Source organism: Amycolatopsis sp. A1MSW2902 (genome assembly GCF_017312175.1).
GTDB lineage: Bacteria > Actinomycetota > Actinomycetes > Mycobacteriales > Pseudonocardiaceae > Amycolatopsis > Amycolatopsis nivea.
Map to the genome: position 1 here is coordinate 2413466 of NZ_QJPO01000001.1, position 21016 is coordinate 2434481.

Here is a 21016-nt window from a genome sequence, read left to right on the forward strand (position 1 = left end):
GGGCGACTGGTCGCGCCCAATCCGGCCGTCCCCCGCTAGAGTGGTCGCCGTGAATGCTGTGTGGCTTGCGATCTGGTACGTGCTGTTTGCCTTCTGGCTGCTGCTCACGGCCCGGATCGTGGTCGAGCTCGTGCGGACTTTCGCACGGGAATGGCGTCCCGCCGGAGGGGTTGCGGTGACGCTCGAGACCATCTACACAGTGACCGACCCGCCGGTGCGGTTGTTCCGCAGGATCATTCCGATGGTCCGGATCGGCGGCGTAGGACTGGACTTGTCGATTATGGTGCTGCTGTTGGTTGTGTTCTTCGCGATGCAACTGACACCCAGGTGATCGGGGAAAACCCGGGTGTGTCCTGCAGGCCATGGAGTGCGTGAGGTGATCTGATGTCGTTGACCCCCGCTGACGTGCATAACGTCGCGTTCAGCAAGCCGCCCATCGGCAAGAGGGGCTACAACGAGGACGAGGTGGACGCGTTCCTCGACCTGGTGGAGACCGAGCTTGCCCGGTTGATCGAGGACAACAACGAGCTGCGCCAGCAGGTCGAGCAGCTCGACTCCGAGCTCGAGTCGACCCGCTCGGAGCTCGAGAACGCGAAGGTCGCCGGCCCGCCGCCGGGCCGCGACCCCGAGCCGTCGCGGCGGCTCGCCCCGGTTCCGCCGCCCGCTTCGGCGATGGAACAGACCCAGGCGCACTCGATGGTCCCCGACAGCGGCGAGCCGAACGTGCAGGCCGCCAAGGTGCTCGGCCTGGCGCAGGAGATGGCCGACCGGCTCACCGCCGAGGCGAAGACCGAGTCCGACGGGATGCTGGCGGAGGCGCGGACCAAGTCCGAGCAGCTGCTGTCCGACGCCCGGGCGAAGTCCGACTCGATGGTGAACGAGGCGCGCACCCGCGCCGAGACGATGCTGAACGACGCGCGCACGCGCGCCGAGACGCTGGAGCGCCAGGCGCGCGACAAGGCGACCACCATGGAACGCGAGTCGCAGCGCAAGTACACCGAGACGATGAACAACCTGAACGCCGAAAAGGGCGCTCTGGGCAAGAAGATCGAAGAACTCCGCACGATCGAGCGCGAATACCGCACCCGGCTGCGCGGATTCCTCGAGTCCCAGCTGCGCGAGCTCGACGACCGCGGCTCCGCGGCCCCGGCGTCGGCCTCTTCCGGTTCGAGCCAGTCCTCGACCGGCAGCAGCGGTCAGGGCTACTCGTTCGGCCCGCGCGCCGAGGCCGGCTGACCCACCGCCGTACGCACCCCGCCGGAAGACCTTCCGACCCGGCGGGGTTTCGGCGTGTCCGGGTCCGGTTCCCGCCACGGTGGGGCATCGGCGGAGCACGCCGCGTGGGCGGGTCGCGCCCGGTTGACGGGCCGCGCGTGTTGTAATTCAGCGTGCTCTACATCGTCCTCCTTCTGGTGCTGGCGGCTCTCGGGCTGCTCGTCACGGCGCTCATCACGGGCACCTCGCTGTGGGCCTGGGTTTCCATCGGCCTTTCCGTGCTCGCCGGGCTCCTTCTGCTCGTCGACTGGCTGCGCCGGCGCAAGCGCGCGGACCGCGGCCCGGACGCCGAGGAGTCCGAGGACTCCGAAGCCGCCGATTCGGATGCGGCGGAGGAGAAGGACGAAGCGGTCCCGGCCGAGGAGGACGCCGAGCAGACCGCGCTGATCCCGGCGACGGGCGAGCTGGGCGATCCGGCGGACGTGCCGGAACCGGAGCTCGAGAAGCCCGCCGCGGAGGCCGAGCCCCAGTCCGAGGCGAAGGCGGTGCGCGACACGCCGCCCGGCGTCGAGGAGACCGCGCCGGAGGACCTCGAGGTGGTCAAGGAGCTCGAGGACGAGGTCGTGGTCGTCGACGAGTACCCGCGCTACCACCTGGTGGACTGCGGCTGGCTGTCCGGCCGCGACACCATCCCGATCGGCGTCGGCGAGGCACGGCAGCTCGGCTTCACGCCGTGCGCGCGGTGCGGTCCGGACGCTGTGCTGGCCGCGGCGCATCGCTGACGCCGAGCACCTCTTCAAGTACCTTCGCGCCGCTTCCGGTGAGCTGAACGGCTCGGTGCGCCTTCGCGCGTGACCGCAGCCAGCCCGCGTCCATGAACCGTCGCGTCACCGCCGCGCCCAAGGCTCCGGCCAGGTGATGGCGCTGCTCTGTCCAATCCAGACAGAACCGCAGCAGCGGGCGACGGCTCTTCGCGGCCGCCTCGACATCCACGCCTAACGCGGCGAACACGTCGTCGGCAGCGGGCCCCAGCACGTACGGATGTTCTTGCAGCTGCGAGGAAATCCGGTCCCCGGGCCGTCGTTGCGTGGTCGGGTCACCGTCCACAGTGGCCAGCGCGCCGCGATCGAGCAAGGCGGCCGTGACGGTGACGCCGAGGCGTCCGGCGACGTGGTCGTAGCACAATCTCGCGGTGCGCAAGGCTTCCGCGCGCGTGCCTTCCCGCAGCGAGCGGACCGGGCGCGCGGGGGAGTGCCGGGCGAGTGCTTCCAGCAGTTCCGGGGCCGCGCCGGCGATGCGGTAGAACCGGTGCCGGCCGGACTTTTCCGCCGTCACCAGCCCGGCGGCCAGCAGTTTCGACAGGTGCGCGCTCACGCCTTGGGCGGTCAGGCCCGCTTCGCCGGCCAGCACGGACGCGGCCAGCGACCGGCCGTCCGCGAGGGCCATCAGCACGCGGACCCGCGCCGGATCGGCGAACAGGGCGGCGGTGCGCGCGATGTCGGCGTCTCCTTCCATGCCTCCAGCATGCCCCCGGCACACTTCCACCGCGACGGAAGCGTTCCCGGTGTCTGCTGGACCCATGCGCACCGCGATCTTGTTCACCATGTGCGCCGGGATGTTCCTGGTGCAGCTCGACGTCACTGTCGTCAACGTCGCCCTTCCGACTCTTGGCAGCGAACTGCACGCGGACGTCCCGCAGTTGCAGTGGGTGGTGGTCGGCTATTCGGTCGTGCTCGCCGCGTTGCTGCTGACCGGGGGAGCGCTCGGCGACGTCCTCGGGCACCGCGGCGTGGTGTTGACCGGGCTGGGCGTTTTCGGGGCCGCGTCGGCGGCGTGCGGGCTCGCGCAGTCGGCGGGCTGGCTGGTCGCGTCCCGGGCGGTGCAAGGGGTCGGGGCGGCGTTGTTGCTGCCGGGCACGATGGCCGTGATCTCCGGGGCGTTCCCCGGCCGTACCGAACGGGCCCGGGCGCTGGGGATCTGGGCCGGGATTTCCGCGCTCGCCCTGCCTGCCGGACCGTTGCTCGGCGGGATTCTCGTGCAGACGGCCGGATGGCGGCCGGTGTTCTGGCTGAACATCCCGATCGTCGCCGCGGCGGCCGTCGCGACCCGGCGACTGGTGCCGCGGGACGTCCGGAAACCGGGCCGCGTGGACGTTCCCGGGGCGGCGACCGCGGCGTTGGCGCTCGGCTCCGCGGTGTACGCGGTGATCGCGGGGACGCCGTGGGTCGGTTTGCTCGCGGTGGCGGCGGCCGTGGCGTTCGTGGTGGTGGAACGGCGTTCTGCGGCGCCGATGCTGCCGTTGCCGCTGCTGCGGTCGCGGCAGGCGGCGGGCGCGAACCTGGTGTCCGCCGCGATGAACTTCGTCGGCCTGGGTTCAGTGCTGGTGTTCACGCTGTACTTGCAGGACGTGCTCCACGCGGACCCGATCGCCGCGGCCGCGGCGCTGCTGCCGATGTTCGTCCCGATGGTGCTGCTCGGCCCGGTCTCCGGACGGCTCACCGCGAGGTTCGGCCCGCGCCCGCAGATCGTGACCGGGCTCTTGCTCGGCGCGGCGGCGATGCTGAACCTGCTGCGCATCGGCCCCGGCACCGGGTACTGGACGCTGCTGCCGACGCTGTTCGTGCTCAGCATCGGAATGGGACTGCTGACCGCCGCCGTGGTAACCGCCGCGGTCTCCGACGCGCCGGACGAGCGGGCAGGCATCGCGGGCGGAATCAACAACGCGGCGCGACAGGCGGGCGGTGCGCTTGGCGTGGCGGTTTTCGGTGCGGTGGCGGGGGAACCGGGGGCGCGCGGGTCGTTCGTGCACGGTCTGCACTTGCTGGGGTTTGTTTCGGGTGGGTTGTGGGTTGTGGCCGCGGTGCTGGCGGTCGTGACGGTGCAGAGGCGGGTGCGCGGGAAGCGGCTTGAGCCGACGGGGTGAGCTGAGGCAGGGAGAGGAGTCCGGCGAGAGAGCAACTTCCGTCGGCCTGCGAGAAACCCGTGGGCTCGGCGGCTGCGGGGCTCACGGCAACGGCCGGGAGAGGAGTCCGGCGAGAGCGCAGCCTCCGCCGGGGCCCGCGGGAAAACCCGTGGGCTCGGCGGCTGCGGGCTCACGGCAATGGCCGGGAAAAAGCCCGGCGAGAGCGCACCCTCCGCCGGGCTCGCGGGCGAACCCGTGGGCCCGGCGAAAGCGCTTACTCCGCGTCGAGACTCGCCAGGATGTATTCGAGCCGTTCGATCTGTTCCGTCGCTTCCGGCGGCAGGCCTTCGATCGCGGCCTGCGTCGCGGCGCGGGCTTCGGCGGGGCGGCCCAGGTCGACCAGCAGCCGGGCGCGCAGTCCCGCGGCGATCGCGGCTTCGGTGGTCGCGTCGAGGGCCAGGAACAGTTCGACGGCCGCGGTCGCCCGGGGCAGTGCTTGCTCGGGCCGCTCTGCGGCACCCAGCAGTTTGCCGCCGTTCAAGGCGACCATGGCTCGTTCCCAGCGGATCGGCGGCTCGTCGCCGTCGAGGTCCGCGGCGCTCTTTTCCGCTTCTGCCAGCACCGAAAGCGCCTGATCCGTTTCTGTCGTCCACTGCCATGACAGCGCTGCCTGACGGAGGTTGCGCACGGCGTCGACCGGGAGTTCCGCTGCCGTGTAGTACTCCGCTGCGCGCCCGTAGGACGAGGCGGCCTCGGCGTCGCGGTCGAGTTCGTCGAGGAGGTCGCCGATGGTCTCGGCCGCTTGCCCGGCGGCGGGCTGGTTGCCCGCGGCGGCGAAGTGCCCGAGTACCTGCTCCAGCAGGGTCAGCGCCGGATCCGGCTGGTTGAGTGCGCGGTGCGCTCCGGCGAGCAGGTAGCGCGCCCGGGCCAGTTCGTCCTCGTCGTCGCCCTGCTCCAGGACCTCGATCGCGGCCTCGGCGGCATCGGCGGCGGTCAGCGGGTCCCCGGCGCGTTCGGCCGCGGACGCCAGTCCGAGCTGGGCGAGCGCGGCGCCGGACAGGTCCCCGGCTTCGACCAGGTCAGCGACCTCGCCGCGGTAGTGGGCCACCGCCTCGTCCCGCAGGTCGAGGTCGGACGCGAGCAAGCCGAGCGTGTGCCGCACCTGGGCGCGCAGGCCCGGGGAGGCGGCGGACTCGGCGGGCCGCACCGTGGCGTAGGCCGTCTCGAGTTCGCCGCTCGCGGCGGCCATCCGCCCGGCGATGAGCCGCGCCCACGCCTCCTGCTCGGCCAACCCGGCTTCGGCGAACAGGTCCACCGCGCGTCCCGCCGGTTCCCGCGCCTCGTCCAGCCGGCCGCTGCGTGCGGTGAGTTCGCCGCGCAGCAGCAAAAGCCGGGCGGTCAGCTCAGCGGGAACCTCGGTGGCGGCGGCTTCGGCACGGCCGAGAATCTCGAGCGCGGCGTCGAGGTCGTCGTTCCCGGAAAGCGCCAGGGACCACCGCAGCAGCGCGCGGACGTGCTGTTCTACGTCGCCGAGCCCGGCGAGCGCCTCGGCCGTGCCGGCGAGGGCGGCGAGAGCGGATTCGGGCTCGCCCAGCTGGTAACGGGCGAGCCCGGCCTTGCTCGCCGCGGTGTGCCGGGCGACCTCGTCGCCTTCGGCCGCGAACAGTTCGGCCGCGCGCAGCCAATCCCGCACGGCGGCCTCGGGGTCGGTGTCCACGACCGCGGTCGCGGATCCGGACAGCCGCCGGGCGAGCAGCGACCCCGCCGGTTCCGGGCACAGTTCGTCGAACTTCGCCCAAGCGGCTTCGGCGGCCTCGTAGGCGCTGAGCCGGGAGTGCTGATCGGCGAGATCGGCCAGCTCTTCGGGAGTGTCCGGAAGGGACGGTGCGGCGGGCGTCTGCGGCGGGGAAACCGGACGCGGACTGGTCAAGGACAGCGGAAGGTGGTCCACGATCGGCTCGGAGGCGAGGACGTCGCGGATCAAGTCGCTCTGCTCGCTCGTCCCGTTCCGGGCGTCGAAGCGGGCCGCGATGCCCAGGGCGCGCTCGGAAAGCTCGTCGTGCAGTGCCTGGACGGAAATCTCGCCGTCGGTACGGCGCACCGTCGTGCCGCCGTGCCCGGAATCGGCGACCAGGCGCAGGTTGAGCGCGGCGACCGCGCAGAACTCCATCTCGACGTCCGGAGAGGGCGCGTCGGCGAGCCAGCCGAGATGCCGTTCGAGGATTTCCAGCCCGCGCACGTGGTTGCCGGTGAGCGCGCAGAACCGGAGGTGGCGGGGGAGGAGATCCAGGTCCAGCCGGTTGTGCCGGATCGTGCGGTACACCTGCCGGTGGGCTCGCGCGGCCTCCTCGAGCCGTCCGGTGCGGACGAACGGGAGCAGCAGCGAGGAGAGGATCCCGTTCGGCTGCTCGCTGCAGGTGAACGTGCCGCCGAGGACGGGTTCGGCGACCTCGATCGCCTCCTCGAACCGGCCGTAGCGGCTCAGGTGGGCGACCTTGGCGGACGGTTCGCAGCCGACGCAGTCCGACATCTCGCCGCGCGGGGCCGCGGCCCAGAGCCGGTACTGCTCGACGGCTGTTTCGTGGTCGCCGACGTGCCGCGCCACGATCTGCCGGTGCTGGTGCACCGGGTTCATCGCGTACCCGGCCGCCCGGTACCGGCGCTCCATGTCGTCGAGCACGGCGTAGGTGCGGTCCAGCGGCACCTCGGGAAAGTCGGTCAGCGACGTGACGATGGACTTGAACGACCAGAAGAGGATGTAGTCCCACCGCTCGTTGCCCTCGCCCTGGTCGTGCTTGGCGAGGCACCAGGCGAACGGCACGAACGACTTCGCCGGCTCGCCGCCGTGCGTGTACGCGCGGACGAGCGAGAGCCGGGCGGCGTACTGCAGGTCCGGCAGTCGCTCGGCGTCGGCGGTCCGGACCAGGCTCTCCGTCGCGGCGATCTGGCCCTTGCCGAACGGAAGGGCCCGGGCCGACCCCAGCCGGTTCCACAGGTCCTCTTCGGTCGGTGCGGTCATCAGTTCTCCCGGTTCGGGACGGCGTGGTCGAGAAGGCTGAGGAAGGCCCGGTTGAGCAGCGCGGAGTCGGCGGGCCGGATGGGGTGCTTGCCGAGCAGCAGCGCCTGGCCGTAGAGGGATTCGACGGCCAGCGCGGTCAGTTCCGCGTTCTCGAGCCGGGAAACGCGCCGCACCAACGGGTTCCGGTAGTTGAGCACGAGCTGCGGGCGGTCCCGTTCCGGCTTTTCGAAGGCCGAGAGCACCCCGGCCCACAGCTCGTCGACGGCCTCCTTGGTCGCGCGCAGTTCGCCGGCGAACGAGGCGGCGCGGTCGACGAGATAGAGCACCGGGAGCGACGCGGGCTCGAATTCGCGCAGCACGACCTCGCAGCCGAGCCGGTCGACGCAGCGTTGCGCGGCCGCGACGAACGGCCGGACCGCCAGCGCGGTGTCCGGGGCGAGATCGGCGAAGGCGGTGGTGAGGTCGCTCGGGTCGAGCCGGTCGACGCGCACCCCCGGTTCGAGCGCGCCGACGCGTTCGACGAGTTCGCTGTCGTAGGTGTAGCCGCCGTTGATCACCGGCAGGTTCTGCGCGGCGGCGACCCCGGCCAGCTGGTCGAATTCGTCGGCGGTCGCGCAGTAGCGGAGCACGCCGTGGCGCGAGCGGAACTCGGCGAGCGTCATCCGGCCGACGTTCGTCTCCAGCGGCCACCACTCGTCGACCAGCCGCAGCATGTCGTCGTCGTGCAGCGCGAGCGCTTTGACGCCGAGGTGGTGGATCTTCAGGAACTGGTTCAGCCGCCGCGGGCTGGTCGCCGAGAGCCCGACGAGCCAGCCGCGCAGCTGCTCGCCGAGCGCTTCGCGGGTCGCGGCGAGCTGGTCGTCGTCGTAAAGCGCCTCGCGGCTCGCGGTGGGCCGCAGCTCGCCGGTGTCCACGACGCAGCGGGCGAAGAACGCCCAGTCCGGCAGCAGCCCGGGCGCGTTCTCCGCGAGCAGCATCCGCTTGAGGTACACGCGATGCCCGGCGCGCTCGGCCGGGTTCGCCGGGAACGGCAGCACGTAGGCGACGCCGGTGAGCCCGGCCTCCGGCACGTCGAGGTCGACGACGTCGAACGGAGTGAAGCCGAGGACCTCCTGCGCGTAGCCGACGAGGTCCGCGGAGCGGTGCCCGGGGGAGCGCTCGTCGGCCTGCCACGGGATGCCGGCGCCGCTGATCGCCTTGCCGTTGACGGTGATTTCGAACGGCAGCATCGAGCCGTACAGCGTCGCGAGATCGGCGACCGTCTCCGGCACGAACCATTGCTCGGCGCCGCGGCGCGCGGTGAGGGTGACGGTGGTGCCGACCGTGTCCCGTTCGCCAGGCCCGACGGCGTAGGTGCCGTCCGCGCGGCCGGTCCACGAGACCGCGGGAGCGCCGCTCGCGGAACGCGTGACGACGCGGGTCTCGTCGGCGACCAGGAAGGCGGACAGCAGCCCGATCCCGAACTGGCCGAGGAAATCCCGCCGTCCGTAGCCGAGTTCGTCCCGTTTGGAGCTGCGGCCGATCGTCGCGAGCAGTTCGTGCACCTGCGCCTCGGACAGGCCGATGCCGGTGTCGGTGATCCGCAGCGTCCCGTCGCCGGCTTCGATCGCGATCTCCGCGGGCGCCGAAGCGTCGGCCGCCCGGCGCGCGGTGACCGCGTCGACGGCGTTCTGGAGCAGTTCGCGCACGTAGACGCGGGGACTGGAATAGAGGTGCTGGCTCAGCAGGTCGACGACCCCGCGAAGATCCACCTGAAAACTACGGTTCACCCGTGCTCGACTCCTGTGCTGTGGCCGGAAGGAAAATCTGCCCGGCACATCCGCCGCGCACGCCCGGTCGTTACCGTATCGGCGGAACCCGGTGCCGGACATCGGTTTTCGCCTTTTCCCCCGGCGATCCCGCGAGCCCGGCCGGGGCAGGGCGAAAGCGGGTTGCGGCGACGGGTTAACCTGGAGTCAGCAAGGCGTCGATCCGGCCATCACCGGGGAGCCTCCGGAAGAACCGGGCGGTCGCCGCCCGCAGTAGAACCGGACGGGTGCGGCCCGTGACAGCCGCGCAACGAGTGGCCCGGGAGCAGTGCGCCGGGCAAGCGGGGTGGTACCGCGTGACGCGCCAGCGTCTCGTCCCCGTGTGGGTGGCCGCCGGTCGCCCGTACGAGCGACGAACGCAAGGAGCACCCGGATGTACCCCCAGGCTTCGCCGGGCGGAGAGACCACGGTCCCGTCCCAGCCGTCGTTCCCCGCGCTGGAGGAGAGCGTCCTCGCGTACTGGGAGAGCGACCGGACCTTCCAGGCGACGATCGACGCCCGTCCCGAGGGCACGAACGGCGACAACGAGTACGTCTTCTACGACGGCCCGCCCTTCGCCAACGGCCTCCCGCACTACGGGCACCTGCTCACCGGGTACGTCAAGGACATCGTCCCGCGCTACCAGACGATGAAGGGCAAGCACGTCGACCGGCGGTTCGGCTGGGACACCCACGGCCTGCCCGCCGAACTCGAAGCGATGCGGCAGCTCGGGATCACCGAGACGACCGAGATCGAAGAGATGGGCATCGCGAAGTTCAACGAGGCCTCGCGCGAGTCCGTGCTGCGCTACACCGACGAGTGGCGCGACTACGTGACCCGCCAGGCCCGCTGGGTCGACTTCGACAACGACTACAAGACGCTCGACGTCACCTACATGGAGTCGGTGCTCTGGGCGTTCAAACGGTTGTGGGACAAGGGACTCGTCTACGAGGGCTACCGCGTCCTGCCCTACTGCTGGCGCGACGCGACGCCGCTGTCCAACCACGAGCTGGGCATGGACGCCGACGTCTACCGCAACCGGCAGGACCCGGCCGTCACGGTCGGATTCCGCCTGGAGGGCAACGACAACGACCTCGACGGCACGTACCTGCTGATCTGGACCACGACCCCGTGGACGCTGCCGTCCAACCTCGCCACCGCGGTGCACCCCGAGGTGCAGTACGTCGTGGTGGAAAGCGACGGCAAGCGCTTCCTGCTCGCGGAGGCCCGCGTCGCCGCGTACGCGCGCGAACTCGGCGAGGAGCCGGCCGTCGTCGCGCGCTACACCGGCGAGCAGCTGCTCGGATCCCGTTACGCGCCGCCGTTCCCGTACTTCGTCGGCACGGAGAACGCGCACCGCGTGCTGTCGGCGGACTACGTCACCACCGACGACGGCACCGGCGTCGTGCACATCGCGCCCGCCTACGGCGCCGAGGACAAGGTAGTCACCGACGCGGCCGGGATCGCCCCGGTGACGCCGGTGGACGACCACGGCAAGTTCGACGAGACCGTTCCGGACTACGCCGGGCAGCTGGTGTTCGACGCGAACCCGAACATCGTGCGGGACCTCAAGAACGGCACCGGCGGCGCGGAGCGCCAGGGCGCGGTGCTGCTGCGCCACGAGACCTACGACCACTCGTACCCGCACTGCTGGCGGTGCCGGAACCCGCTGATCTACCGCGCGGTGTCGTCGTGGTTCGTCGCGGTGACGCAGTTCAAGGACCGGATGGTCGAGCTGAACCAGCAGATCACCTGGTACCCGGAGAACGTCAAGGACGGCCAGTTCGGCAAGTGGCTGGAGAACGCCATCGACTGGTCGATCTCCCGCAACCGCTACTTCGGCACGCCGATCCCGGTGTGGCGCTCGGACGACCCGGCCTATCCGCGCATCGACGTCTACGGCTCGCTGGACGAGCTGGAGGCCGACTTCGGCGTGCGGCTGGACAACCTGCACCGGCCCTACATCGACGAGCTGACCCGGCCGAACCCGGACGACCCGACCGGCCGCTCCACGATGCGCCGCGTGCCGGACGTGCTCGACGTGTGGTTCGACTCCGGGTCGATGCCGTACGCCCAGGTGCACTACCCGTTCGAGAACCGCGAATGGTTCGAGCACCACTACCCGAGCGACTTCATCGTCGAGTACATCGGGCAGACCCGCGGCTGGTTCTACCTGCTGCACGTGCTCGCGACCGCGCTGTTCGACCGGCCGGCGTTCCGCACCTGCGTGTCGCACGGCATCGTGCTCGGCTCCGACGGCCAGAAGATGTCGAAGTCGCTGCGGAACTACCCGGACGTCAACGAGGTCTTCGACCGCGACGGGTCCGACGCCATGCGGTGGTACCTCATGGCGAGCCCGATCCTGCGCGGCGGCAACCTCGTCGTCACCGACCGGGGGATCCGCGACGCGGTGCGCCAGGCCGTGCTGCCGCTGTGGAACTCGTACTACTTCCTTGCCCTGTACGCGAACGCCGAAGGCAAGCAGGGGCAGTGGCGCACGGATTCGACGCATCTGCTCGACCGGTACGTGCTCGCCAAGACGCACGAACTCGTCACCGACGTCGAGTCCGCGATGGACGGCTACGACATCGCGGGCGCGTGCCAGACCGTGCGGGACTTCCTCGAGGTGCTCACGAACTGGTACGTGCGCCGGTCGCGCGACCGGTTCTGGGCGGGCGAGCAGGACGCGATCGACACGCTGCACACCGTGCTGGAGGTGACCTGCCGGGTCGTCGCGCCGCTGCTGCCGCTCACCACGGAAACCGTGTGGCGCGGGCTCACCGGCGGCCGTTCGGTGCACCTGACCGACTGGCCGAACGCGCTCGACCTGCCCGCCGACGCGGCGCTGGTGACCGCGATGGACAAGGTGCGGCAGGTGGCGTCGTCGGCGCTGGCGCTGCGCAAGGCGAACAAGCTGCGCGTGCGGCTGCCGCTGGCGAAGCTCGTCGTCGCGGCCGAGGACGTCGAAGCGCTGCGCGGGTTCACCGAGATCCTGCGGGACGAGGTGAACGTGAAGTCGGTGGAGCTGACCACCGACGTCGCGGCGCACGGCACGTTCGAGGTCGCGGTGAACGCGCGGGCGGCCGGGCCGCGGCTGGGCAAGGCCGTGCAGCAGGTGATCAAGGCGGTCAAGGCGGGCGACTGGACGACCAACGCGTCCGGCGCGGTCGTGGCGGCGGGCGTCGAACTTGTCGAGGGCGAGTACGACCGGCGACTGGTCGCGTCCGGCGGCGGCGCGGCGGCCGAACTGCCCGGCGGGGCCGGTCTGGTCGTGCTGGACACCGAGGTCACCGGGGACCTGGCGGCCGAGGGCCTTGCCCGCGACCTGGTCCGCGTGGTCCAGCAGGCGCGCCGCGAGGCCGGTCTCGACGTCGGCGACCGGATCTCGCTGACCGTGGACGCCGCCGGCGAGGTGACGGCCGCGGTGCGCAAGCACGAGGAGTTCGTGGCGTCCGAGACGCTCGCGACGTCGGTGTCCTACGGCGAGGTGGCCGAGGGCTTCGACGGCACGGTCGGCGAGGGCGTGAAGGTGCGCGTGGCGGTCGCTAAGGCGTGACGTGCCGCGGTCTTGCTCCGGGCCTCCGGGGCAAGACCGCGGTTTCGGCAAAATTCTTGGCGGAAACCGCAAAGCCGCCCGCACCATGAGGGCATGAGCGAAGAGTTCGACGCCGTGCTGGCCGCGGTCGGTCCCCGGCTGCGGGAGCTGCGCCGCCGGACCGGGATCACCCTCACCGCGTTGTCGGAGACCACCGGGATCGCGGTGAGCACCCTGTCCCGGCTGGAATCCGGGCAGCGCAAACCGGGCCTGGAACTGCTGCTCCCGCTGGCCAAGGCTTATCAGGTGCCGCTCGACGAACTCGTCGACGCCCCGCCCAGCGGCGACCCTCGCGTGCATCTCCGGCCGTTCGACCGCAACGGCATGACAGTCCTGCCGCTGACCCGCAAACCCGGCGGGCTGCACGTGTACAAGCAGATCCTTCCCGCCGGGCGGACCGACCGGCTCGACCCGGATCCGCGTTCGCACGAGGGATACCACTGGCTGTACGTCCTGAGCGGGCGGCTGCGGATGATCCTCGGCGACCAGGATTTCGTGCTGAAGGCCGGCGAGGTCGCCGAATTCGACACGCATCTGCCGCACTGGTTCGGCAACGCCGACGAGCACGCGGTGGAATTCCTCAGCATCCTCGGGCCGCAGGGCGAACGATTCCACCTCAGGGCCCGCTACCGGCCCAGCCGGTGACTCCGGACGGACGGGCCTCGGCTCCTGCGCCGCGGAACGCGTCTGCTAGGGATTTCCCCATGACTTCGAAAGCCGCCGCCGAACCGGCCGCCGAGGGGCTGGCCGCCGGCCTGCGCCAGCGGCACCTCGCCATGCTCGCGATGGGCGGCGTGATCGGTTCGGGACTGTTCGTCAGCTCCGGCGTCGGGATCAAGCTCGCCGGGCCCGGCATCGTGCTGTCCTTCGTGCTCGCGGGCACGCTCGCGATGCTGGTCATGCGCATGATGGCGGAAATGGCCGCCGCGATCCCGTCCAGCGGGTCGTTTTCGGTGCACGCCGAGCGCGCGTTCGGGCCGTGGGCCGGGTTCGCCATCGGCTGGCTGTACTGGGCCGCGCTCGTGGTCGTGCTCGCCGTCGAGGCCACCGCGGCCGCGATCATCGTGAACAGCTGGCTGCCCGGCATTCCGCAGTGGGCGCTGGTCCTGCTCTTCATGGCCGTGCTGACCGCGGTCAACTTCACCGCGGTGTCCCGCTTCGGCGAGCTCGAGTTCTGGCTGGCGCTGATCAAGGTCGTGGCGGTCGTGGCCTTCCTGGTCCTCGGCGTGCTCGCGTTCCTCGGTGTGCTCCCGGGAACGTCCTTCGTCGGCACGGCCAATCTCCTCGGCAACGGCGGGCTGCTCCCGAACGGCTGGGAAGGCGTCGGCACCGGTTTGCTCGCGGTGGTCTTCACCTTCGGCGGCCTGGAAGTGGTGACCATCGCGGCCGCCGAATCCGACGACCCGGCGCACGCGGTCGGCAAGGCGGTCCGCAACGCGGTCGTGCGGATTTCGGTGTTCTACATCGGTTCCATGCTGGTCATCGTCTCGCTGCTGCCGTGGTCGAGTGTCCACATCGGACAGAGCCCGTTCGCCGCGGTGCTCGAGCGGATCGGGATCCCGGCGACCGGGCAGATCATGAACGTGGTCGTGCTGTTCGCCTTGCTGTCCACGCTGAACACCAACATGTACGGCGCGGCCCGCATGGTGTACTCGCTGGCGCGCCGCGGTCACGCACCGCGCGCACTGACCAAAGTGGACCGCAACGGCGTGCCCGTCTTCGCGGTCGCGGCCTCGGTGCTCTTCGGGTTCGTCGCCGTGGCGCTGAACGCGCTCTGGCCGGACACCGTCTTCCAATACCTGCTCAACGCGGTCGGCTCGGTGCTGCTGATCGTGTGGATCCTGGTCGCCTGCACGCAGTTGCGGGTGCGCAAGCAGCTAGAACGCACCGCGCCGGAGAGCCTGACCGTGCGCATGTGGGGCTTCCCGTACCTGACCTGGGCGACGCTCGCCGCGATGATCGCGATCCTGGCGGTGATGACCGGCGACGCCGACGCCCGGATCCAGCTGATCAGCTCAGGCGTCCTCGTGGCGGCGCTGGTCGTGGCCGGGATCTGCTGGCAACGCGCCCGCCGGGCGGCTGATCAGACTGTATAACGACCTATACGGCCTGGCGTTGATCACGAATCCGTCGCGTTCCCCGAGGTAACGCCCGGTCCCGCGCTGCGATGGGCAAGCTGAGCCACGGACGCGGGCGGACCGCGTGGGCGAGGGGGAGGCGACGGTGAGTCCTGCCGGGAAGAAGGGCGTGCTGATCGGGGGCGCGCTGGTCGTGGTCGCGATCGTCGTGGCCGCGGTCGTGCTGCTCAACGGCAGCGGAACGACAGCGGCCTCACCAGGCGCGGAGACTGCCTCGACGGCCGCGGCGCCAAGCGACCCGACGTCGGCGGCCCGCACCTACCTGCTCGCTTTCGCGGGGAAGGACGCCGACGCCGCCAGCAAAGCCACCGACGCTCCGATGGACGCCTCTACCGCACTGCAGGACGCGTGGGCGATGCTCAAGCCCAAGGAACTGACCGCGAAGCTCGGCGACGTCGGCGCGGCGCAGGGCGACAAGGCCACCGCCGGCTACACGATCACCTGGAACCTCGGCCCCGGCCACGTCTGGACGTACACCGGCAGCCTCGGGCTCGTCCAGGCGCAGGGCAAGTGGCGGGTCCACTGGGCCCCGACGGTGCTGCACCCCAAGCTGGAAGCGGGGCAGCGGCTGGCGATCGCGTCCTCGGACGTCCCGGCGGTCGTCGACCGCGACGGCAAACCGCTCGTCGTCTCCGGCGGCGGGGGACTGAAGCTGGCCGACGACAAGGCGTTCCCGCTGCTCCGTTCGGCGCTCACCGGGCACGGGCAGTCGTCCGAAGCCTTCGCGGTCGAGCGCGTGGATGCCTCGGGCAAGAACCTGGAGGCGCTGTTCGGAAACCCCGAAGGCGACCACAAACCGGCTGCCACCGGGCTCAGCGTCGCGACGCAGAACGCGGCTCAGGCAGCGGTCGACGGGTATCACGGCAAGGCCGTTCTCGTCGCCATCCAGCCGTCCTCCGGCGACTTGCTCGCGGTGGCGCAGAACGCCAGCGTCACCAACGCGGCGTCGGCGTTCAGCGGCCAGTACGCGCCGGGGTCGACGTTCAAGATCGTCACCGCGACCGCGGCGCTGGAAGCCGGGATCGTCACGCCGGATTCCACGGTTCCGTGCCCGCTGACCGACCGGATCGGCACCCGCACGCTCTCCAACGAGGGGTTCGACCTCGGCACGACGACCGTGCACAAGGCGTTCGCGAAGTCCTGCAACACCACGTTCGCCCGGCTCGCGTCGCAGCTGCCCGCCGACGGGCTCGCGAAGGCGGCCACCCAGTTCGGCCTCAACGCCGACTTCTCGATCGAGGGCCTGTCCACCGAGATGGGCCGCGTCGACCCGGCGGCGAACGCGGACGAACAGGTCGAGGACGGCATCGGCCAGGGAAAGGTGCAGGTCAGCCCGATGGGAGCGGCGGTGATGGCGGCGACCGCGGCGTCCGGGCGCGCGGTCGTGCCGCGGCTGTGGGAGGACGGCACCAAGGTCAACACCGGCTACCACCCGCCGTCCGGCCCGGTCCTGGCGGCGCTGCGCGGGATGATGCGCGAGGTCGTCACCGGCGGCACGGCTACCGGCCTGGCACACTCCGGCCCGGTGTTCGGCAAGACCGGCACCGCGCAGTTCGGCGACGGTGCGGAGGCACACGGCTGGTTCGTCGGCTACCGCGGCGACCTGGCGTTCGCGGTGTTCCTGGAGGGAGCCAACGACTCCAAACCGGCCGTCTCGCTGGGTGCCAAGTTCCTCGACGCGCTGTAGGGACTCAGCAGCGCGGGTGTGCGGCGGGTTCCTCTCCCGTTGAAAGTCCGTGAAGGGCTCCTTGAGGGAATCTGATTCCCTCAAGGAGCCCTTCACGGACCTCGCAACCGCGCCAGCTCCGCGAGCCGCGATGCGTGTCGGCGGGTGCGGAGAAGCCACGAAGCCCGGCTGATGCCGCGCGTCGCGGCAACCAGGGCGCACGCCGCGGCTGCTGAGAAACCTCACTTCGGCCGCGGCCGAAGCGTCCCCGCTCTACCGTGGGCACATGGAAACCGTCGCATTGGCCGAGGTCGCCGCCGTGCTCGCCGACCCGAGCCGCGCGACCATGTGTCTCGCCCTGCTCGACGGGCGGGCCTGGACGGTCGGCGAACTGGCCGCCGCGGCGCGGATCGCGGTGTCTACGGCCAGCGAGCACGTGACGCGGCTGGCCGAGGCCGGGTTCGTCGCCCGGGTGAAGCAGGGGCGGCACGCGTACGTGCGGCTCGCGAATCCGCGGGTCGCGGAGCTGATCGAGCATTTGGCGCAGCATGCCGAACTGAAACGGCCGTCCGGGCTCCGGACTTCGTTGCGGGTGCAGCGTTTGTCGTTCGCGCGCAGTTGCTACGACCATCTCGCCGGGACCCTCGGCGTCGCCTTGCGGGACGGGATGGTCGAGCGGGGCCTGATCGACGTGTCGGACGGGCTCGCGCTCACCGACGCCGGACGCGACGTGCTGGCCGAGCTCGGCGTCGCGGTGCCGGATCGGCCACGGCGGCCGCTGTTGCGCGACTGTCTGGATTGGACAGAGCGGCGGGAGCACCTCGCCGGCGCGGTCCCGGCGGCGGTGCTGGAGCGGGCGGTCGAAGCGGGATGGCTGACGCGGGACCAGCAGCGCGCGGTCCGCGTCCTGCCAGGCGCGCAGGGGCCGTTCGCCGCGCTCGGTGTCGATCTCGCGACGGTGAGTGCCGCCGAGGCTTCGTAACACACCGGCGAGGTCCCCCGGACCGGTGGTGCGCGCTCGGGAACCGGACACTGCCTCACTATTCTGGACGCCTGCGGGCGACCGGGAGGGAGGCGGAGGGTGAACGAGCTTCCCCTGGTGCTGGGCGTCGGAGCGCTGGTTCTCGTCGTCTCGGTCGTCGCGGTGCGGGTGTCCATCCGGCTCGGATTCCCGTCGCTGCTGCTGTATCTCGGGATCGGCGTCGTGCTCGGCGAAGCCGGGTTCGGCATCCGCTTCGACAATCCGGCGCTCACCCAGTCCCTCGGGCTCGCCGCGCTCGTCCTGATCCTCACCGAGGGCGGGCTCACCACGCGGTGGTCCGCGGTGAAACCCTCGCTGGGGCCCGGAATCCTGCTGTCCACAGTGGCCGTGGTGATCAGCATCGCGGTCACCGGCGCGGCATTGCACTGGCTGCTCGGCCTCGACTGGCGGCTCGCCCTGCTGTGGGGCGCGGTTCTCGCGTCCACCGACGCCGCGGCGGTGTTCTCCGTGCTGCGCATGGCCGGGGTCGGGAAACGGCTCGTCGGCGCGCTGGAACTGGAATCCGGCATCAACGACGCGCCCGCCTACATCGCGGTCGTCGTGCTCGCGTCCGGCGAGGCGGTCGACTGGTCGCTGCCGCTGCTGGTGGTCTACGAACTGCTCACCGGCCTCGTGCTCGGCCTCGCGTTCGGCTGGCTGGGCGCGCAGGCGCTGCGCCGGGCCGCGCTCCCGGCGACCGGCCTGTACCCGCTCGCCACGGTCGCGGTGTGCGTGCTCGCGTACTCCTCGGGTCAGCTGGCGCACGCGTCCGGCCTGCTCGCCACCTACGTCGCAGGCCTGGTGCTGGGGAATTCCAAGCTGCCGCACCGGTCGGACACCCTGTCGTTCGCCGAAGGGCTCGGCTGGCTCGCGCAGATCGGGCTGTTCGTGCTGCTCGGCCTGTTCGCGTCGCCGACCCGGCTGCTCGAAACGCTCATCCCCGGCCTGGTCGCGGGCGCGGTGGTGTTGCTGCTCGCCCGGCCGCTGTCGGTGGTCCTGTCGCTGCTGCCGTTCCGTTTGCCGTGGCGGGATCAGGTGTTCCTGTCCTGGGCGGGGTTGCGCGGTGCGGTGCCGATCGTGCTCGCGATGATCCCCCTGTCCGAGGGCGTGCCCGGTGCGCAACGGCTCGTGGACGCGGTTTTCGTGCTCGTCATCGTGCTCACCGTGCTGCAAGGCGCGACGCTCAGCCCGCTCGCGCGGATCCTCGGACTGGCGAAGGCGACGCAGGCGCACGAGATCGAGGTCGACGCCGCCCCGCTCGACGAACTCGGCGCCGAACTGCTGCAGGTGCGCATCCAGAAGGGGTCGAAGCTGCACGGCGTGTACCTGTCCGAGCTGCGGCTGCCCGCCGGGGCGACGGTCAGCCTCGTGGTGCGCGGCGGGACGGGCTTCACCCCGCAGAAAACGAGCCGCTTGCAGGTCGAGGACCAGCTTCTGGTGGTCACGACCGCCGCCGACCGCGACGCGACCGAACGGCGCATCCGTGCCGTCGATCGCGCCGGCCGCCTCGCGCGCTGGCACGGGGAATCCGGAGCCTGATCTTTCTGTCCTTTGTGGACACACCCTGTGACTGCCGTCTCAGATCACGAGACGGGTCTGGTTTCTCCCAGGGGTCGTCCGCTATCTTCGGTTTCAGGTCATGAGTGCCAGCGCGAAGCCCCGGCTTGCTGGCCGGCAACCCTCCTACCGCGGTGGGGTGCCCCGGGTGAGGACCAGGCCGGTCGCGCAGTGCGGCGGGCAAGCGCGGGCCCCTCGCCGGGGGTCCCCCGGAACGCCGAGGAGGCGCCGTCATGACTCTCGCACTCGACCGGTCCACGGAAACTGTTGCCGCTGCCGTTCCCGCTGTCGCCGGTGCGACGCTGCGGGTCCCGCTGGTCACCGGCGGCGACATCGGGTACGCCAACCTCGACCACGCGGCGAGCGCGCCGTGTCTGGACGCGGTGCGTTCGGCGGTCGACGAGTTCCTTCCCTGGTACGCCAGCGTGCACCGCGGCGCGGGCTTCGCTTCGCAGGTCTCGACGCGGCTGTACGAGCGGACGCGCGACGTGCTGCGCCGGTTCGTGGACGCTCGCAACGGCGACTCGGTGATCTTCACCCGCAACACCACGGACGCGTTCAACCTGCTGGCGAAAGCGTTGCCGCGCAAGACTTCCGTGGTGGTGTTCGACAGCGAGCACCACGCGGCCTTGCTGCCGTGGCGCGGCCCGAACGTCCGGCGCGTGCAGCTGCCGCGGACCCGGCTCGCCGCAGTGTCCGTTGTGGACGAAGCGCTCGCGGAATGCCCGCAGGGGCCGCGGTTGGTGGTCGTCGCCGGTGCGTCCAATGTGACCGGCGAGCTGCTGCCGGTGGCCGAGATCGCTGCGGTGGCCCGGAAACACGGCGCCCGGGTGGCCCTCGACGCCGCGCAGCTCGCTCCGCATCGGCAGATTTCGTTGCGGGAGCTGGATGTTGACTATGTTGCGCTGTCCGGGCACAAGCTGTACGCGCCCTTCGGGGCCGGTGCGCTGATCGGGCGCAGCGACTGGTTGCGGGCGGCCGAGCCGTACCTGGCCGGTGGTGGCGCTACGAAGCTGGTGACCGAGGAAGCCGTGGTGTGGAACAGCGGCGAGGAGCGGCACGAGGCCGGATCGCCGAATACCGTTGGCGTGTATGCGCTTGGAGTGGCCTGCGAGCAGCTGGCGGCTCAGTGGGATGCCGTGGGTTCGCACGAGGCCGTGTTGCTGGAGCGGTTGCGCAAGGGTCTTGAGAGCTTGCCGGGGTTCGCCGAGCTGCGGTTCTTCGACGCGCCGGTGGACCGGGTCGGCACGGTGAGCTTCGTGGTCGACGGGTTCGAGCCCGGATGGCTGGCCGCGGTGCTGTCGGCCGAGTACGGAATCGGCGTGCGGGACGGGGCGTTCTGCGCGCACGTGGCCGCCCGGCGGTTGATCCGGGAAGCCGGAAGCCAGGGCCAGCAGGCGGTCCGGGTGAGCCTCGGGCTGGGGAGCACCGAGGAACACGTCGACCGCTTGGTGCTGGCACTGCGGCAGATCGTGGCCCGGGGAGCCCGCTGGGAGTACGCGAAGGTGGACGGGCGGTGGGCACCGGTCGGGGACCCGCGGGAGCTGCCGCCGTTCTGCGCCTGACCGGGCTGGGTTTAACCGCGTGAGCTCGCATTGTGGTCGAGTTGGGATCTGCAGGCGGCCCGGATCGCCTCTTTGATCTGCTCTTCGGTGCGGCCCCAGCCTCCGTCCCACTCTTCGTCCGCCAGCCAGACTTGGGCGAGCGGCAAGGAAGTGGCGCTCTCCGCGTAACCGGTGCGCAAGATAACCGCGTGCAGGTCGTTCAGCAGGCCGCGCTCGCTGAGATGGCCGTTGAGGAACAGCCGGGCCAGGTGAGTGAACGCGGCTTCGGCTGCGTCGGCCACCGCAGGAATGGGCGTGCGGCAGTCGGCTAAGGCCGCCTCCTGCACGTCGTGGATTTCCCGTGGTTCGCTGCGGGACAGCCCGGCCAGGTGGCGCAGGTGCTCGCCGTCCTCGCCGTCGGCCAGCCAGTGGGCGGCCCAGAGCGGGAGGTCGCTCGTGGGGGAGAGGTCGAGGGCGATCCAGGCCGCGGCCGCGGCGGGGGCGGGGATCTCGGCGGGCATGGCAGCGATGATGGCGGGCGAGGGGCCTCCGGGGCGACTGAATTCGGCCGC

The 21016-nt window shown here is 71.2% G+C and carries 15 protein-coding genes and 1 riboswitch; of the genes, 11 read left to right on the plus strand and 4 right to left on the minus strand.

Annotation, left to right across the window (positions count from 1 at the left end; translation table 11 throughout):
- Positions 1 to 58: 58 nt before the first annotated feature.
- From DMP23_RS10970 to DMP23_RS10980, 3 genes are all read left to right on the plus strand, one after another.
- On the plus strand, positions 59 to 331 hold the full coding sequence (locus tag DMP23_RS10970) for a YggT family protein (RefSeq protein WP_037367937.1): 273 nt from the start codon (positions 59 to 61) through the stop codon (positions 329 to 331).
- A gap of 53 nt (positions 332 to 384) precedes the next feature.
- The gene (gene wag31 / locus DMP23_RS10975; protein ID WP_037812417.1) at positions 385 to 1236 is read left to right on the plus strand and encodes a DivIVA-like cell division protein Wag31; all 852 of its coding nucleotides are present in this window, start codon (positions 385 to 387) and stop codon (positions 1234 to 1236) included.
- 152 nt (positions 1237 to 1388) lie between these two features.
- On the plus strand, positions 1389 to 1997 hold the full coding sequence (locus tag DMP23_RS10980) for a hypothetical protein (protein WP_337820962.1): 609 nt from the start codon (positions 1389 to 1391) through the stop codon (positions 1995 to 1997).
- Here DMP23_RS10980 and DMP23_RS10985 read toward each other — a convergent pair.
- Complete coding sequence (locus DMP23_RS10985; protein ID WP_337820963.1) at positions 1942 to 2730, minus strand: ArsR/SmtB family transcription factor; 789 nt, start codon at positions 2728 to 2730, stop codon at positions 1942 to 1944. The genes DMP23_RS10980 and DMP23_RS10985 overlap by 56 nt on opposite strands.
- Positions 2731 to 2794: 64 nt before the next feature.
- Between DMP23_RS10985 and DMP23_RS10990 the strand changes: the two genes are divergently transcribed.
- Positions 2795 to 4138, plus strand: coding sequence for an MFS transporter (locus tag DMP23_RS10990; protein WP_337820964.1), 1344 nt, complete (start codon positions 2795 to 2797; stop codon positions 4136 to 4138).
- A gap of 253 nt (positions 4139 to 4391) precedes the next feature.
- On the opposite strand, the gene DMP23_RS10995 is transcribed toward DMP23_RS10990, so the two are convergent.
- Entirely contained in the window at positions 4392 to 7136 is a 2745-nt protein-coding gene (locus tag DMP23_RS10995) for a hypothetical protein (RefSeq protein WP_337820965.1), read from the minus strand.
- Positions 7136 to 8905 carry an HSP90 family protein gene (locus DMP23_RS11000; protein ID WP_337820966.1) on the minus strand — a complete coding sequence of 590 codons (1770 nt, stop codon included), beginning with the start codon at positions 8903 to 8905 and terminating at the stop codon, positions 7136 to 7138. The genes DMP23_RS10995 and DMP23_RS11000 overlap by 1 nt, the downstream gene beginning before the upstream one ends.
- Positions 8906 to 9317: 412 nt before the next feature.
- On the opposite strand from DMP23_RS11000, the gene ileS reads away from it, so the two are divergent.
- The 7 genes from ileS (at position 9318) to DMP23_RS11035 (ending at position 20465) form a co-directional block, all read left to right on the plus strand.
- On the plus strand, positions 9318 to 12479 hold the full coding sequence (gene ileS, locus DMP23_RS11005; protein WP_337820967.1) for an isoleucine--tRNA ligase: 3162 nt from the start codon (positions 9318 to 9320) through the stop codon (positions 12477 to 12479).
- Positions 12480 to 12572: 93 nt separating this feature from the next.
- Positions 12573 to 13163, plus strand: coding sequence for a helix-turn-helix domain-containing protein (locus DMP23_RS11010; protein WP_037812410.1), 591 nt, complete (start codon positions 12573 to 12575; stop codon positions 13161 to 13163).
- 59 nt (positions 13164 to 13222) lie between these two features.
- A complete protein-coding gene (locus DMP23_RS11015) occupies positions 13223 to 14614 on the plus strand; it encodes an amino acid permease (RefSeq protein WP_337820968.1) in 1392 nt (463 codons plus the stop codon).
- 127 nt (positions 14615 to 14741) lie between these two features.
- Entirely contained in the window at positions 14742 to 16343 is a 1602-nt protein-coding gene (locus DMP23_RS11020) for a penicillin-binding transpeptidase domain-containing protein (protein WP_337820969.1), read from the plus strand.
- Positions 16344 to 16608: 265 nt separating this feature from the next.
- Positions 16609 to 17304, plus strand: coding sequence for an ArsR/SmtB family transcription factor (locus DMP23_RS11025; protein ID WP_337820970.1), 696 nt, complete (start codon positions 16609 to 16611; stop codon positions 17302 to 17304).
- Between the two features lie 99 nt (positions 17305 to 17403).
- Complete coding sequence (locus tag DMP23_RS11030) at positions 17404 to 18882, plus strand: potassium/proton antiporter (protein ID WP_337820971.1); 1479 nt, start codon at positions 17404 to 17406, stop codon at positions 18880 to 18882.
- Positions 18883 to 18978: 96 nt separating this feature from the next.
- A riboswitch (SAM riboswitch) is annotated at positions 18979 to 19093 on the plus strand.
- Between the two features lie 40 nt (positions 19094 to 19133).
- Positions 19134 to 20465, plus strand: coding sequence for an aminotransferase class V-fold PLP-dependent enzyme (locus DMP23_RS11035; protein WP_337820972.1), 1332 nt, complete (start codon positions 19134 to 19136; stop codon positions 20463 to 20465).
- Between the two features lie 11 nt (positions 20466 to 20476).
- Here the strand turns inward: DMP23_RS11035 and DMP23_RS11040 are convergent, their stop codons facing one another.
- Positions 20477 to 20965 (minus strand): hypothetical protein, encoded by a 489-nt coding sequence (locus DMP23_RS11040; RefSeq protein ID WP_134728589.1) that lies wholly within the window; start codon positions 20963 to 20965, stop codon positions 20477 to 20479.
- Between the last annotated feature and the right edge of the window lie 51 nt (positions 20966 to 21016).

Coding starts and splice junctions, on each gene's coding strand:
- wag31 (WP_037812417.1), top strand. CDS start 385: ATGTCGTTGACCCCCGCTGACGTGCATAACGTCGCGTTCAGCAAGCCG.
- DMP23_RS10985 (WP_337820963.1), bottom strand. CDS start 2,730: ATGGAAGGAGACGCCGACATCGCGCGCACCGCCGCCCTGTTCGCCGAT.
- DMP23_RS10990 (WP_337820964.1), top strand. CDS start 2,795: ATGCGCACCGCGATCTTGTTCACCATGTGCGCCGGGATGTTCCTGGTG.
- DMP23_RS10995 (WP_337820965.1), bottom strand. CDS start 7,136: ATGACCGCACCGACCGAAGAGGACCTGTGGAACCGGCTGGGGTCGGCC.
- ileS (WP_337820967.1), top strand. CDS start 9,318: ATGTACCCCCAGGCTTCGCCGGGCGGAGAGACCACGGTCCCGTCCCAG.
- DMP23_RS11010 (WP_037812410.1), top strand. CDS start 12,573: ATGAGCGAAGAGTTCGACGCCGTGCTGGCCGCGGTCGGTCCCCGGCTG.
- DMP23_RS11015 (WP_337820968.1), top strand. CDS start 13,223: ATGACTTCGAAAGCCGCCGCCGAACCGGCCGCCGAGGGGCTGGCCGCC.
- DMP23_RS11025 (WP_337820970.1), top strand. CDS start 16,609: ATGGAAACCGTCGCATTGGCCGAGGTCGCCGCCGTGCTCGCCGACCCG.
- DMP23_RS11035 (WP_337820972.1), top strand. CDS start 19,134: ATGACTCTCGCACTCGACCGGTCCACGGAAACTGTTGCCGCTGCCGTT.
- DMP23_RS11040 (WP_134728589.1), bottom strand. CDS start 20,965: ATGCCCGCCGAGATCCCCGCCCCCGCCGCGGCCGCGGCCTGGATCGCC.